12 protein-coding genes and 1 pseudogene are annotated in these 15,086 nt (G+C 61.5%); 3 read left to right on the forward strand and 10 right to left on the reverse strand.

What is annotated here, in order from left to right; translation table 11 throughout:
* Positions 1-132, forward strand: a pseudogene (locus BFP90_RS29185) (3-(3-hydroxy-phenyl)propionate transporter MhpT); the annotation flags it as partial.
* On the opposite strand, the gene BFP90_RS12865 reads toward BFP90_RS29185, so the two are convergent.
* The 3 genes from BFP90_RS12865 to BFP90_RS12875 form a co-directional block, all read right to left on the reverse strand.
* On the reverse strand, positions 110-1,057 hold the full coding sequence (locus BFP90_RS12865) for a SphA family protein (protein WP_065896884.1): 948 nt from the start codon (positions 1,055-1,057) through the stop codon (positions 110-112). The pseudogene BFP90_RS29185 and the gene BFP90_RS12865 overlap by 23 nt on opposite strands.
* An 81-nt stretch (positions 1,058-1,138) precedes the next feature.
* Positions 1,139-1,906 carry a coniferyl-alcohol dehydrogenase gene (locus tag BFP90_RS12870; RefSeq protein WP_065893283.1) on the reverse strand — a complete coding sequence of 256 codons (768 nt, stop codon included), beginning with the start codon at positions 1,904-1,906 and terminating at the stop codon, positions 1,139-1,141.
* A gap of 73 nt (positions 1,907-1,979) precedes the next feature.
* The gene (locus BFP90_RS12875; protein ID WP_065896885.1) at positions 1,980-3,455 is read right to left on the reverse strand and encodes a benzaldehyde dehydrogenase; all 1,476 of its coding nucleotides are present in this window, start codon (positions 3,453-3,455) and stop codon (positions 1,980-1,982) included.
* 269 nt (positions 3,456-3,724) lie between these two features.
* Between BFP90_RS12875 and BFP90_RS12880 the strand changes: the two genes are divergently transcribed.
* Both BFP90_RS12880 and BFP90_RS12885 read left to right on the forward strand, forming a co-directional pair.
* On the forward strand, positions 3,725-5,479 hold the full coding sequence (locus BFP90_RS12880) for a sigma-54-dependent Fis family transcriptional regulator (RefSeq protein WP_065896886.1): 1,755 nt from the start codon (positions 3,725-3,727) through the stop codon (positions 5,477-5,479).
* Between the two features lie 98 nt (positions 5,480-5,577).
* A complete protein-coding gene (locus BFP90_RS12885) occupies positions 5,578-6,189 on the forward strand; it encodes a TetR/AcrR family transcriptional regulator (protein ID WP_065896887.1) in 612 nt (203 codons plus the stop codon).
* Between the two features lie 19 nt (positions 6,190-6,208).
* Here BFP90_RS12885 and BFP90_RS12890 read toward each other — a convergent pair whose 3' ends face one another.
* The 7 genes from BFP90_RS12890 to BFP90_RS12920 all read right to left on the reverse strand — a co-directional run bounded on the left by BFP90_RS12890 (position 6,209) and on the right by BFP90_RS12920 (position 15,015).
* The gene (locus BFP90_RS12890) at positions 6,209-6,688 is read right to left on the reverse strand and encodes a DUF3237 domain-containing protein (RefSeq protein WP_017139047.1); all 480 of its coding nucleotides are present in this window, start codon (positions 6,686-6,688) and stop codon (positions 6,209-6,211) included.
* Between the two features lie 42 nt (positions 6,689-6,730).
* Positions 6,731-7,834 (reverse strand): polyamine ABC transporter substrate-binding protein, encoded by a 1,104-nt coding sequence (locus tag BFP90_RS12895; RefSeq protein ID WP_065896888.1) that lies wholly within the window; start codon positions 7,832-7,834, stop codon positions 6,731-6,733.
* Positions 7,835-7,874: 40 nt separating this feature from the next.
* A complete protein-coding gene (locus BFP90_RS12900; RefSeq protein ID WP_065896889.1) occupies positions 7,875-9,212 on the reverse strand; it encodes a hypothetical protein in 1,338 nt (445 codons plus the stop codon).
* Between the two features lie 117 nt (positions 9,213-9,329).
* On the reverse strand, positions 9,330-10,592 hold the full coding sequence (locus tag BFP90_RS12905; protein ID WP_065893289.1) for a serine hydrolase domain-containing protein: 1,263 nt from the start codon (positions 10,590-10,592) through the stop codon (positions 9,330-9,332).
* Positions 10,593-10,800: 208 nt separating this feature from the next.
* Entirely contained in the window at positions 10,801-12,408 is a 1,608-nt protein-coding gene (locus BFP90_RS12910) for a GMC family oxidoreductase (protein WP_065893290.1), read from the reverse strand.
* A 68-nt stretch (positions 12,409-12,476) separates the two neighbouring features.
* The gene (locus BFP90_RS12915) at positions 12,477-13,694 is read right to left on the reverse strand and encodes a mandelate racemase/muconate lactonizing enzyme family protein (RefSeq protein WP_065893291.1); all 1,218 of its coding nucleotides are present in this window, start codon (positions 13,692-13,694) and stop codon (positions 12,477-12,479) included.
* A gap of 1 nt (position 13,695) precedes the next feature.
* Positions 13,696-15,015 carry an MFS transporter gene (locus BFP90_RS12920; protein ID WP_065896890.1) on the reverse strand — a complete coding sequence of 440 codons (1,320 nt, stop codon included), beginning with the start codon at positions 15,013-15,015 and terminating at the stop codon, positions 13,696-13,698.
* Positions 15,016-15,086: the final 71 nt, after the last annotated feature.

The raw sequence follows: 15,086 nt of genomic DNA on the forward strand, positions 1-15,086 counted from the left end.
CAACTGCTTGCCGCCGGCGCCGGCACCGCCGGGGTACTGCTGGCGACGTCCCCCGGGGTGGTGATTGCCGCACTGACCATCATCAGCGTGATGGTGCGTACGGCGCCCACTAGAACTTATGCAGCCAATTGAGCACCAGTTTGTTGCCCTCAGTGCGGTTCTCAGCCTGCTGTTCAAAGTAGGCGTTTACCGATAGCACCTCTTCCTTGCTGAACGCATAGACCAGGCCTGGGCCAATGGCCCAGGCCTTCTCCCGGCGCCCGCTCACGGCGCGTCCATCGACCCGGGTGTCGGTGATTTGCTTCAACCAATAGCCGTTGACCCCCACGCTCAGTTGCTGGTTCAAGGCATATTGCAGCGTCAGATTGGCATGCAATGCCTGGCCGGCCTGGGTATCGGAAACATCCCCGAAGCCTGCCTGCGGATCATCATTCTTGCCATTCCACAGGTACATGAAACGCCCGCTCGCCGACCATTTCGGGCTGAACCAGTACGTCGCCGCGTAATACGGGTTGAATGACCAGAAGTTGCTGCCGGGGTTGATCGAACGATTGCGGTCATAGGCGCCCACCGGGATCGACACATCAGCCTCCACACGCTGGGTCAGCAGTGGGCTGCCATCGGCGCGGCTCAGGGTCGGCAGTTGCAGGAAGGCACCGACCGTCAGATCACCAAAGCCGGCACGGGAACTCAGCGCCGCATTGTTCAACCCATCGTCGACATTCACGTGGGCCAGGGAGGTGTTGATCAGGGTGAATCCGGGCATCGCGCCATTGGCCAGGGGCTGGCCGACGTAGATGATCTGCGTGGTGGGCGCCACCACTTCCACATCCTGCCTGGGCAACGCCAGCTTGTTGCCGTGGGCATCGTTGAAACGGCTCGCTCGGGAGTACGTCAGGTATTCCTCCAGGTACCAGCCAGGCCCCGCCGGGGCCGGTGAGCCGTCGTAGAAACTGGTGGTGCCCAGGTTGAGTCCGGGCAGGTCATAAGCGTGTGCAATCGGTGACAGTGCGACAAACGTGGTGGCCGCAACCGTCCGCAAGATAGGCTTGAGCATCTTGTATGTCCTGTATTTTTGTTGTTGTTCAAGACTCCCGGCACGGTGGGGCCGCACCAGGATTTATTGCTGTGGCAGGCCCTACACGTAGGTGGCGGCCAACCCGCCATCCACCGGCAGGTTGACCCCGTTGACCCAGCGCGAAGCGTCCGAGCAGAGGAAGGCAATCACCGCCGCCACCTCATCGGCCAGGGCTGGGCGGGTCATGCGCCGGCTGTCCTCGGCCACCCGCTGCGGCCCGAGCATGCTGACGAAATCGCCGAGAATCGGGGTAAACACCGGCCCCGGCGCCACGCAGTTGATACGCACCGAGTGATCGCGAAACCAGCCCTGGGATTGCTGGAAGCTCCACACGATCAGCGCTTCCTTGAAGTACTGATAACAGCTGGCCTGCTCCACCGGATTGGCCGCCAGCCACTGCTGCCCCGCCTCGAAGCTGGACGTCGCGGCCAGCGCCTTGTGCAGCTCCAGCCGTTGCGGCCATTGCGCGCCAAGCACCGAGGCGACATTGACGATGCTGCCGCCCGCCGGCATGCGTGGCAGCAGCGCTTGAGTCAGGTGCCGCAGCCCCAGATAATTGACCGTGGCCACCGCTTGCGTGGGCGCCGTACCGGGCACCCCGGCAATGTTGCACAGCCCGTCGACCCGCGCGGGCAGACGCGCCACCAGGGCATCAATGCTGGCCGGGTCGCCCAGGTCAGCCTGGAAGAAGCCATCCAGGGTCAGTTGCGGTTCATGGCGATCCACACCGATCACCGTCGCGCCCTGGAAACGCGCGAGCCGTGCCAGTTCGGCGCCAATACCGGAAGCGACGCCGGTGACAATCAGGGTTTTGTTGTGCAGGTTCATGTTCAAGCCCTCTTATTTTTGTATAGGCATGGGTGTATCAAAGCGATGAGCCAGGGCCCGGAACGGCCACGGCTCAGAATGGATAGACAGGCGGCGTATTTTTTACCGTGACCCACTGCCACTGGCTGTACTCGTCCCAGTCGGCCGGCCCGCCGACGCTGCCGCCGTTGCCGGATGCACCGCGCCCGCCGAACGGGTTGATGCATTCGTCGGCCACGGTCTGGTCGTTGATGTGCAGCAGGCCGCAGTCCAGCCGCTCACCGATGGCCATGGCGCGCCCGACCGACGGCGAGATGATGGCGGCCGAAAGGCCGTACTCCGTGCGGTTGGCCAGTTCGATCGCTTCCTCGTCGGTGGAGAAACTGACCACCGTGGCCACCGGGCCGAACAGCTCTTCCTCAAAGGCGCGCATGCCCGGACGTACGCCACTGAGCACGGTCGGCTGGTAGAACAACCGGTCATAGTCGCCGCCCGCCTCCAGCCGTGCGCCGGCCTGTACGCTGTCACTGACGATCTCGTGCACGCGCTGCAGTTGCCGTTGGTTGATCAACGGGCCGAGCGCCGCTTCACCCTGGGCGGCATTGCCCACAGTGAGCGCCCGGGCCTTGTCCACCAGCTTGCGGGTGAGGCTTTCGGCGATGGATTGATGCACGAGAATCAGCCCGGTCGCCATGCAGATTTGCCCCTGATGCAGCCAGGCGCCCCAGGCTGCATTGCTCGCGGCCAGGTCGAGGTCGGCGTCTTCGAGAATGATCAGCGGGTTTTTCCCGCCCAGCTCCAGTGCAACCTTTTTCAGGTGTCGACCGGCCACTTCAGCGACTTTGCGCCCGGCCGCCGTGGACCCGGTGAATGCAATCATCCGCACGTTCGGATCGCGGCACAGCGCTTCCCCCGCCGGCGCCGCGCCGGGCAACACCTGCAGCAGGCCCTTGGGCAAGCCCGCTTCCTCAAACAGACGGGCGATGAGAAAACCGCCGCTGACCGGAGTCTGTGGGTCGGGTTTGAGCACCACGGCATTGCCCGCCGCCAGCGCCGGAGCCACTGAACGCAGTGACAGCACCAGCGGGAAGTTGAACGGTGAAATCACCCCGACCACGCCGTGGGGCTGGCGCCGTGCATAGGACAGTCGGCCGGCAGCACTGGGCAGCACCACCCCGTGAGGTTGGGACAACAGCCCCGCCGCCTGATGCAGCAGCACAATCGCTTCACGCACTTCGTGCTCGCCCTTGAACAACGCGCCGCCGGTTTCCCGGGCGACGTACAGCGCCAGCTCGGCGAAGGACCGCTGGGCCAGGTCCGCCGCTCTGCGAAATACCTCGGCGCGCTCCCGTGGGCCCAACGCAGCCCAGGCAGGCTGCGCCAGAGCCGCACTGCGGCAGGCGATGGCGATGTCGGCCGCGTTGGCCATGGCGCAGCGCATCAGGGGTTCGCCGGTGGCGGGTTCAATCACGTCAATCACAGATCCCGAAACGGGAATCCAGTCGCCGTTGAACAGGCATTCGGACGCGATGGCCCGCTGTAAAAAAGGGGTGGTCTCAGACACTGGCATTGGCAACTCCGGTTCTTGTAATTGTCATCGTCTGCACAGGGTGCACACGCCGCATCAGGTCTTGAGCAAAGGCTGTGCCGCTTGCACGCAACGGCGCCTACATAAACCGGCGAGGGCTCTGGGTCGAGGCCTGCCACGCAGCGCTCACACGCCTGGGGCGTTCACCGGCAAAAAACCGGGCTCTGCCACTTGTTCAAATGATAAGGTTATGTTTTATAACTATCTGAGCAGTTGCTCATATCGATCACTCGCTTTGCAGGGGCATAACAATGACTAATCCCCACAGCGCGCTGCCCGACGACCGGGCGGCCACCGCGCCCTACCCTCCGCGCGGCGACAGTCGCCAACTCAGTGACAGCAGCTCGCCCACCACGGCGGAACTGGCCGACTGCCTGTTCTTTTCCCCCGAAGACGGGCGCATCTGGCTCAACGATCAACGCATGTTGTTGCTGCACAGTTCGTCGTTCGGCGCCTTGCGCGCCGAGGTCATCGAGCGCCTGGGACTGGACCAGGCCCGGGGCCTGTTCACCCGCACCGGTTATGCCTCCGGCGCACGGGATGCGCGCTTGATCCGCGAGCGCTGGCCACAGGCCGATGCCGCCGCGGTGTTTCGCGCCGGGACTCACCTGCACACCCTGGAAGGCATGACCAAGGTCGAACCGCTGCACTTCAAGTTCGATGCCGACTCGGGGTTCTATGAAGGGGAATTTCTCTGGCACCACTCGTGCGAAGCCGATGAACATGTAGGGGCCTACGGCATCGGCCAGGACCCGGTGTGCTGGACCGAAACCGGCTATGCCATCGGCTTCGTCAGTGGTCTCTTCGGGCAAATGGTGATTTTCCGCGAAGTGGAATGCCGCGGCATGGGCCATCGCCGTTGCCGCGTGATTGGCAAGACCGCCGAGCAATGGGGTGATGTCGAGCAGGACCTGCGCTACCTGAATGTGTCCCAGGCCGTCACTGGCCCTGCTCCCCCCACGCTCGCAGGCCCCGTCGCCAGCAGTGGCGGAACCCGCCAGCCGCAACCGTTGGTGGGCGCCAGTGCCGCGTTCAACGCGGCGATGCAAGCGCTGCAACGGGTCGCGCTGACCCCGGCAACGGTGCTGATCAGCGGTGAGTCCGGCGTGGGCAAGGAGATGTTTGCGCGCCAGTTGCACCAGCTCAGTCGTCGCCATGACAGCCCGTTTGTGGCACTCAATTGCGCCGCCATCCCGGATAACCTGGTGGAGGCCGAACTCTTCGGTGTCGAACGCGGCGCCTACACCGGCGCAACGCACTCACGCCCCGGGCGGTTCGAACGGGCCCAGGGTGGCACCCTGTTCCTGGATGAAATCACCAGCCTCAGCCTGCCCGGGCAAAGCAAGTTGCTGCGAGCCTTGCAGGAACGGGAAATCGAACGGGTCGGCGGGGTGCGCGGGATCAAGGTGGATGTGCGCGTGGTGGCCGCCACCAATATCGACCTGCGTAAAGCAGTGGCAGACGGAAGCTTTCGCGAAGACCTGTTCTACCGGCTGAATGTATACCCCATCGCCCTGCCCCCGCTGCGTGAACGCCGGGACGACATCCCGCTGCTGATCAATGCGTTCCTGACGCGCTTCTGCCAGGACTACGCCCGGACCCCGGCAGGCCTGACCATGCGCGCCCTGAAGACGTTGCTGCGCTACGACTTCGCGGGCAATGTGCGCGAGCTGCAAAACCTCATCGAACGCGGCCTAATCGCCAGCGATGAAGGCCAGGCCATTGACCTGGTGCATCTGTTTCGCAACGAACCGATGCCCGCCGAGCCCTATGGCCTCGACGACCAGGGCGGCCTGTCGAATACCGCGCAGGCGCCGCGCGCGACGCTGCTGGGTACCCTCGACCCGTTGGACCAGGGGGTTTCCATCGAAGGCCTTGAATCGCGCCTGATCACTGAAGCGTTGCAACAAAGCGCCGGCAACCTGGCTGCGGCCGCCAGACTCGTGGGGCTCAGCCGTGCTCAATTTGCCTACCGTATGAAGAAGCACCAGCGGCAAACCCCTTGAATGGCAATTAGTGCTTTAAAAGCTTTACCCAATTAAGTATTTTGCAGGGGTATGGGGCCGACACGCGCCCCTCTTTTTATTCGTGACAAGGATCTCCTGTGAGCGGACTGCGTGAACGTCAGAAAGCCGAGCGCCGGCAAGCTATCAGTAAAGCCGCGGTCGAACTGTTTGAGCGCCAGGGTTTCCAGAACACCACCATCGAACAGATCGCCAGCCAGGCCGGAGTGTCGCCGCCGACGGTGTTCAAGTACTTCGGCAACAAGCAGGAAATCATCCTCGAGATTCTGCGCCATGCCGATCAACGCGCGATCACCGACACCCGCAGCCTGATCCACGAAATAGACGACCCGGTCGAAGCGCTCTGCCACCTGGAACGCCTGCTCACGGGCTATGCCCTGGAGGTCATGCACCCCAGCCTGTGGCGTGAACTGTTGCCGCTGATCCTGTTTGGCGGCAGCAATGGGCTGCCCGAAGGCTATCGGGCCATGAACGATGCGCTCAGGGCCGAAATCAGCGAACTGCTGCGCGAGTTGCAACGGGCCGGCAAGCTGCGCCCGCAACTCGATGTGGAATTGGCCGCGTTCCTGTTGAACGATTATTCGCACCTGCAACTGTTCCGGCTGGTGAACCAGGAACACCCGGATATCGACGCACACTCGATGCAGGTCAGGCGTATCACCGAGTTGCTGTTCTACGGCATGCAGGCCTGAGAGCTTCCAGGGTCGGGCCTCAGTAAAAGCGATAGCAACGAATCACCACCTGGTCGGCGCACGGGTAATGCACCAAGCCGATAAAACTTGAACGGGTGAGCCAGTCCAGCCGCCCCTTGGGCACCTGGAACACCGGCGTACAGGTGCAGCGGTACTCCGTCTCAGGAATCGGCCATTGGCCGTCGCGCTCCAGTTGGCGTCCGTACTCAGTCATGCTCAGCACACCCCGGTTACGGATGTTGATCACCTCGCCTTCGTCGGTCCTTACGCTGTAGCGGGCATCCAGTTGACCGATGCCATCGGGGCGCAAAAGAAAGCAATCTTCTCCACCCGCCAGGACCTGGCCGCTGATGCCGACCCCATCGAAATCCCCGCCCACAATCGGGTAATTGCAGCGCAGGCCTTCAACGCTGTCGCCCAGCATCACGCCCGGCCCTATCGCGACGCGAAGGGTCAGCACCCGCTGCAAGTTGGGGGCAATGTCCATCCGTTCAGTCATGGCAAGCTCCAAGCCCGGCGCGCACGCACCGGGCCACACTGATCAGCGGTTGCTCTTGATGGCGGTCCAGGTGCGGGTGCGGATGCGCTCCGCGGCAGCCGGGATCGGCTCCAGGGCGAACAGGGTCTTGCGCGCTTCGTCCGGCACATACATGTTCGGGTCGTTGCGGATGCTGGCGTCCACCAGCGCAGTGGCGTCCTTGTTCGGGTTGGGGTAGCCGATCTTGTTGCTGATGCGCGCAATCACGTCCGGGCGCAGGATGTAATTGATGAACGCATGGGCCTCCGCCAGATCGGGGGCCTTGGCCGGGATCGTCATCACGTCCGACCACATCGGCGCGCCTTCCTTGGGCAGTGCCATTTCGACCTTGACGCCCTTGCCAGCGGCATCTGCCAGTCGTGTGGCCAGTGCGACACCGCCGGACCAGCCCACGCCCACACAGATATCACCGTTGGCCAGGTCCATGCCGTAGCGCGACGAGTTGAAGTAACTGACGTAAGGGCGAATCTTCATCATCAGGGCCTGGGCTTGTACATAGTCCTCGCGCTTCTGGCTATTGGGGTCGAGGCCCTTGTAGTGCAAGGCAATCGGCAGGATCTCGTTGGCGGCGTCGAGAAAACCCACGCCACAACTGGCGAGCTTGGCGAGGTTTTCTTCCTTGAAGATGATGTCCCAGCTGTTCATCTGCACGTCAGGGCCGAGAGCTTTGCGCACCTTGTCGACGTTGTAGCCGATCAGCGTGGTGCCCCACAGGTAAGGCACGGCGTAGCGATTGCCGGGGTCACCTGCGGTTTCCAGGGTTTGCATGAATAGCGGGTCCAGGTGCTGCCAGTTTGGCAACTGCTTGCGATCCAGCGGCTGCACGGCCCCGGCCGTGATCAAGCGTCCCAGGTTGGCGGAGCCGGGAAACACCACGTCATATCCGGAGTTGCCCGTCAACAGCTTGGACTCCATGGTTTCGACGCTGTCGAACACATCGTAAATCGGGCGAATGCCGGTTTCCTCCTGAAAACTCTTGAGCACTTCGGGTGGCAGGTATTCGATCCAGTTGTAGATCCGTACGGTGCGTTCTTCAGCCAGGCAAACTCCACTGATGAGCAACGAGGCGACAGCGCCCAGCACGGTGTTACGCAAAAATCTGTTCATGATCAAAACACTCCAGCGCGGCCGCGATGGCTCGCAGCACTTAATAGCGGTAGGTGAAATACAGTTCCAGCGCACTGAACATCTGGTCGTTGCCGAACACCTGTTTGGCGGCGGCCAGTGGCTTGACCCAGTTGTAGGACAGCGACGTATAGAACGACGGCGTGGGTGTCCAGTCGAGGAAAACCACACTTTCGTCAGCAAAGCGCCGATCGCTGACCGGTGCGCCCAGGTAGTTTTTCTCATCCAGCCAGAACTGGTAGTGAATCGCGCCGAGGGTCAGGGTTTCGTTGAGGTGGGTCTTGAGGGAGAACTGCTGGACGTTTTCGTTGCTGTTGAACAACAGGTAGTTGCCGACCACGTCCCCGACCAGCCAGGTGCTCCAGTCGACGAAGCCTTTGCTCAGTGGGTCCCAGGCTTTTTGCCGGTTGTCGGTGAGGTTGTCGTCACCGGAAAAGCTCGCGTAGCGGTAGCCGAGGATCGGCGTCAGCGGCACGGTGCTGAAGGCGTAGTCGGCCTGGGCGTACCACGCGTTGGCATCGTAGTCGACGCCCTCGCCGCTGCCGCGCTCCAGCGCGTACTCGGCATTCAGCGTCAGCGCCTGTAAGCCGGGCACCTTGGCGTTGAGCGCCCGCAGGTTGTACACCTGCATCCCGTCCCGGCGGCGCGGGAGCGTGCTGCCTCGGGGGCCAAGGGCATTGACCTTCATGGCCATGGCGCCGAGCGTCACCTGGTCATCGAAGTTGTAGTCCAGGTTGACGCCGGTCATGCGGAAATCGCCCAAGTCATCATCGGTGCGCAAGGTGAAGGCCTGGGACTTCAGCGCGCCATGATCCCAGGCGAGGATCGCCGAATCCTTGAAGGCGGTTCGCGGGGCGAGCCAGTAGGCGCCATCCTTGAACTGGTCGAGGTTGCCATCCATGACGATGAACCCCGTACCGATCATGTAGTTCTGGCGGCCGGCGGTGAGCTTCCACTCGCCGGCGCGAAAACCGCCGTAGAGTTCTTCGGCTGCGGCCTTGCCATCGGAGCTGCGGGTCAAGCCACCCGCGTCGCCGTCGCCGAAGGTGCTCGCCGCCACCAGGGAGCCGCCCGCGAGCAGGCTGAAATCCGGTTGCAACGCATACTCCAGTTTGACCCCCGGTTTTACGTAGACCTCTTGCCAGTTGATCCGGGCGCCGCCGTTTTTACCGTTGCGCGCATCGACCTGGCCGCTGCCGAAGTTGACACCACGGGTAAACAACGTCGCCCCGCCTGCGGTCAGATTGACTTCGCCCTTGAGATCGCCGTCCTCAAAGGTGTAGCCCGCCAACGCAACGTGGGTAGTCAAAGGTAAGCCGACCGCCAACAGCGCTCGAGAGAAACGCTTGGTGAATACCATAAGAAGCTCCTGTGGAATTATTGTTGTTACAGGGCAGTCAATGGCGACGCAGGGCGCCGCCAACACCTGGGCAAGCCAGGTGAATAGAACGCAAGACTCTTATTTTTTAGGCATGGGTCAGTGACTCAGGTGGGCGGCGATCGCGCGCAGCATGCGCACGCTGTCCGTATCGAACGGGCTGACCGCATCGGTGAGCGACGATTGCTTGACGATCACTACGCCGGACGGCTTGTCGATGAACAGGTACTGGCCGTGAATGCCCCCGGCCATCAGGGCCTGGCTGTGGTCGTTGAACACGTACCACTGGCTTCGATAGGACGCCCCCGGGGTCCAGCTGGAGAACTCGGCATTTTGCGCGTAGATCGCCGGGTCCGCACCGGCGGCGATACGGGCCACGGTCTCGGGCGACAGCAGCTCAGCACCGTCGTGGCGACCGTTGTTGGCCAGCAGGCGACCGAAGCGCGCCATGTCTCTCAAAGTGGCGCTGAACCCCGCCCCGGCCACGTTACGGCCCCACGGATCGGCCATGAAATAGCCGTCGCGCTCGCACCCCAGGCGCCCCCAGACCTCCTCCAGCATCTGACTGCAGGCCTTGCCCGAGGCACGTTCCATGACCCACGCCAAGGCTTCGGTGGTGGCCGTCACATAGTGGAAAAAGCCGCCGTGGCTGCCGCGTTTCTTGAGGGATGGCAAGTACTGGTACAACGATTCGAACTGCGCGTACTGCGCCGGTGCGGGTTGAAAGCCGCAGGCATAGCCGTACTGCGAGCTTTCTGAATTGGGGTCGTCATACACTTCGCTGTAGTCGATGCCCACCGCCATATCGAACAATTGGCGCACCGTCGCATCGCCAAATGCGCTGCCCGCCAGTTCAGGCACGTAGTAAGCGGCCGGCCGCTCGGGGTTGAGCGCGCCGCGCGTCACCAACTGTTCACCCAAGGTACCGATCAACGACTTGGTCACCGAGAACATGATGTGCCGGTCACAGGCGCGCTGACCGTTGAAGTAGCGCTCGTACAACACCCTGTCACCCTGCATCACCAAAAAGGCGTCCGTCTGGCTGGCGACGAGGTGCTCGATCACACGGATGCCCAGCCCACTCTCACTGTCGAAACACAGCTGATCCAGCGCGCGCGGGGCCTCCTGGAGCTGACCGGCAGGCCCTGGCCCCGCCGACACATCAATGCTGGGGCGCAGTCGAGACAGATGACGGAACCCCCATTGATTGAAGGGCGCGCGCATCCAGTTGTTCCACGTTACCCGGTGTTCCGGCGCGGCGGGAAAACCCTGCATCAGCAGCGGCGCCACGCGAGTGGCCAATGAGGATTCATTGGCCAAGACGTAAGAAGTCGCGAGGGAGAATTGAGCTTTATGACTCATCGGGATAACCCTGAAGATGACTCTGCATGAAGCAGATGCAGAGAAATAATTACCCCGTACAATATTTTAGTCAATAAAACTTTTTACCATGAAAATAAATTTGCTTGCACGTAGCGCGCGAGTCCACCCTGCCCATTCTCCAGCAACAGACCTGAGGTTCGCTTCGAGCAAAAACAAACGGCGGGCTTTCAATCACGATGGCAACGAATCAGGCGTCCTGCAAAATCAGGTCGGCGCCCTTCTCCGCTACCATCAGCACTGCGGCGTGGGTATTGCCGCTCGTCACATTGGGAAAAATCGACGCATCAACAATGCGCAGGCCATCGAGACCATGGACTTTAAGCCGTTTATCCACCACTGACGTCTGTACATCCGCCCCCATCGCGCACGAGCCGCACAGGTGATAGATCGAACCGCTGTTTTCGCGAAAGTACTGCAGCATCTGTTCATCACTTTCGACCATCGGCCCCGGGAGGACTTCGGCAACCGTGATGCTTTTCAAGGCCGGCGCCTGCATGATTTTGCGCATCAGCCGACTGCCCTGGATCACTTCGTCGATGTCCTTTTGTGTGCTCAAGTAATTGGGATCGATCAGCGCCGCATCTCGGGGGTTATTCGACCGGATCTCGATATGCCCACGACTCGTCGGACGGCAGGGGTTGAAACACAACAGGAAGCCGGAGTACGGCTCTGGCTTGAGGCTGGCCTTGTTGTTTTTCGGGATCTGGTACGACAGCGGATTGAAGTACAGCTGAAGGTTCGGGTTGGCCTGCGCCTCGTTGCCACGGAAGAAACCACCGGCCTGGTTGACGCTCATCGCCAAGGCACCCTTGCGGGTCAGCAGGTATTTGAGGCCGAGCTTGAACTGCCCGAACAGCGAGCTGAGCTGGTCATTAAGCGTCGCAATGTTGGCCTTGTAGTAGTAGCTGACGCACAAGTGATCCTGAAGGTTCTGCCCCACCGCCGGCAGGTGTTTGACCAGCGGGATCTGGTGCCTGGCCAGCAACGCCTGATCGGCGACACCGGACAGTTGCAGAATCTTCGGTGTGTCAACAGCACCGGCGCAGAGGATCACCTCTTTGCGCGCCTGGAAGGTGCGGACCACGCCGTGTTGGGTCACGCAAATACCGCTGGCCCGCTCGTTCTCGAACACTACCCGATCCACCAGTGCGTAATGCTCGACCGTCAGATTCGGGCGGCTGAGTGCGGGATGCAGATGCGCAAAACTACTGGAACTGCGCTGGCCGTCCTTGGTGTTGACATCGTAGATGCCCGAGCCTTCGAAGTTCGGCCCGTTGAAGTCGTCACTCTGCGGGTAACCGAGTTCATCGCAACCCTTGAGGAACACATCGCAGATTGGATGGGTCTCTCCCTTCATCGGAGTGATGCTGATCGGGCCGCTGCCGCCGTGGTATTCGCTTTCGCCCAACGGGTGGTTTTCCAGTTTGCGAAAATACGGCAACACGTCCTTGAAACCCCAGCCATCGTTGCCGTTGGCGGCCCAGTCATCGAAGTCATGGGCCTGACCACGGACGTAGACCATTGCATTGATCGAGCCGGAACCGCCCTGGACCTTGCCGCGCGGGGCATAAATTTCACGGTTGTTGAGCTGCTTTTGCGGCTGGCTGTAGTACATCCAGTTGAAGGTTGGGTTGTAATACATCTTGGCGAAGCCAACCGGGATCTTGAACCACAGCGAACTGTCCTTGCCGCCCGCTTCCAGCAGCAGCACCGTGTATTGGCCGCAGGCCGATAGCCGGTTGGCGAGGATGCAACCGGCCGCGCCTGCGCCAGCGATGATGTAGTCGTATGTCATGCACGGTTACCGCGTAAGTCGTTATTTAAAAAACACCCATTCCCGCAACTGAACGACGGGAAATCCCGTCAGCCTCTGGCCGGCGATGTGTCTTTGACGTCTGCCGGGGCCGGCGCCATTTGCAGGTGCAAACGCTCACCGGTATAGGGCGAATGCCTGCGCACCACGTCCATGTTCAGCTCCACCCCAAGGCCCGGCTCGGTGGACGGGATGATGTAGCCGTCCTCCCATTGCAGCGGCTTGGTCAGTACCTCGGCGTGGAAACCGCCCCAGGTCATGATGCTTTCCTGGATCAGAAAATTCGGGGTACAGGTTGCCAACTGGAAACTCGCCGCCGCGCCAATCGGCCCGTTATAAAGGTGCGGTGCGATCTGCGCGTAATAGGCCTCGGCCATGCTCGCGATCTTCTTGGCTTCCAGGAGCCCGCCGCAGCGGGCGACGTTCATTTGCAGAATCGACGCGCCGCCAGCCTGCAACAGCTTGAAAAATTCGTACTTGGTGGTCAGCCGCTCGCCCGTAGCAATCGGAATGGTGGTCTTGGCCGCGACTTGCGCCATCGCCTCCTCCTGGCCCGGTGGCACCGGTTCTTCAAACCACAACGGGTCGTACTTCTCCAGGCGCTTGGCCAGGCGAATCGCTGAGGACGGGACCATTTGCCCGTGGGTGCCGAACAGCAGGTCGCACTTGTCGCCCACCGCTTCGCGGATCTTGCGGCAGAAGGTTTCGCAGCGCTCCAGCACTTGCAGCGAAATCTGGTGCCCGGAGTACGCGGTGTACGGCCCGGCCGGGTCGAACTTCACGGCGGTGAAGCCTTTATTCATGTTCTCGACGGCGCATTCGGCAGCCAGGTCCGGGTCGTCGTAGTCGTACTCACCCTGGCTGTTGACCGGGTACAGGTAGGTGTAGGAACGCAGGCGCTCATTGACCTTGCCGCCAAGCAATTCATAGACCGGCTTGTTCGCCGCTTTGCCGATAATGTCCCAGCAGGCCATTTCCAGGCCGCTGACCACGCCCATCATGGTCAGGTCGGGACGCTGGGTGAAACCGCTCGAATAGGCCTGACGGAAAAAACGCTCGATGTGATGCGGGTCGTGGTTGAGCAAGTAGCGTTCAAACACGTCTTCGATGATCGGCAGCATGGCTTTGGGGCCGAAGGTCGCAGCGTAGATTTCGCCGACACCTTCAATGCCGCAATCGGTCTTGAGCTTGACGAACAGCCAGTACATGCCGCCGATGTGCGGTGGCGGTACGGCAACAATATGGGTTTCAAGGGCGACGATTTTCATCTCAGGCACCTGTTTTATTCGAAGATTGACGATTGATACGCGCGCGCAAGGTCAGGGCCGCGAGGGTCCCGATCACGCCGACGGAGGCGATGTAACCGAAATACAGCTTGTAACCAAGGGCGCCGGGGAAGTGCTCGGTGAGGTAGCCGTTGATTAATGGAATGAAGGCGTCCGGCAGGTAACCGACCACCGAGACAATGCCGATGGCCAGACCGGTGATACGCAGCGGAATGTTGCAGGTGTCGAGGATCGCCCAGTACAAACCGCGAATCGCATACGTCATCAGGCCGATGAAGATCACCGTACCGACCAGCAGGCCCATGCTGTTGAGCGCCGGGAACACGATCAGGCCGACCATCGCCAACGTCGCGAGGAACAGCGCCACGATCAGCACCGAAATGTTCGAGAACCTGTCACCGAGCCAGCCGCCACCGATACCGCCAATCGGGCGCATCCACAGCTTGATGGTGGTGATGGTGCCGGCCATGACGGCGGTCATGCCGCCGCCCTGCAAATAATCGGAGAAGCTGTAGGTCGCCCAGAAGATGTGGTAACCGCAGAACACGATGGCCGTCACCAACCACAGCTCGGGGATTTTCACCAGTGTGGTCAGGTCGCTGAGCAGGTTGTATTTGCCCTTTTCCACTGGCGCGGTGTCCTCCATCGACTTCGGGTCCTTGATCAGCACCAGCACACAACCGATGGCGATACAGGTGCAGGCGTACAGGTAGACCACGTGCTTGAAACCTTCAGCGGCGGACTCGCCACGGGTTTCAGTGGCGAAGGCGAACAGCCCCAGGGCGACCGTTGCGAGCAACGCCTCGACCAGGCCGCGACCGCCGTCGAGGATGCCGAAGAACCGGCCCTGTTCAGTGTGATGAGCAATCATCTTCACCCGCTTGAGCACAGAGGCCCAGAACGTCAGGCCGGTGGTCAGGCCCCAGCAACCGAAGATGATCATCAAACCGGTCATCGAGGGTGCCGTGGAGTACCAAAGCCCCAAGGCTCCGGTGGCCACCAGCGAAAAGAAAATCAAAAACCGTGGCGCGATCCGGTCGGCCAGCCAACCGCTCGGCAAATAGCTGAGCAGGAAAATCGTCCCGAGCATCGAGTACAGATAACCCAATTCGCTGTGGTTGATCTGGAACACCTCAAGCATGGTGGTCTGGTAAACCTGGCGCAGGTAGAGGATCGGATAGATCGCCCCGGCGGCCAGCACCAGCAGCATTAACTGGACGTAGCGACTTCCCGTGTCACTGCGGCTTTTTGCACCCGCGCTCGAACCCTGAACAGCGGCAACAGTGGTTGCAGACTTGGACATCTGTGAGACCTCGGGCAGCCCGGTGGTCCGGGCGCCCCAATAATTGTTTTTATAGGTGTGGCGTGAGGCGT

Origin of the sequence: Pseudomonas sp. 24 E 13, assembly GCF_900004715.1 — a bacterium.
Taxonomy (GTDB): Bacteria; Pseudomonadota; Gammaproteobacteria; order Pseudomonadales; family Pseudomonadaceae; genus Aquipseudomonas; species Aquipseudomonas orientalis_A.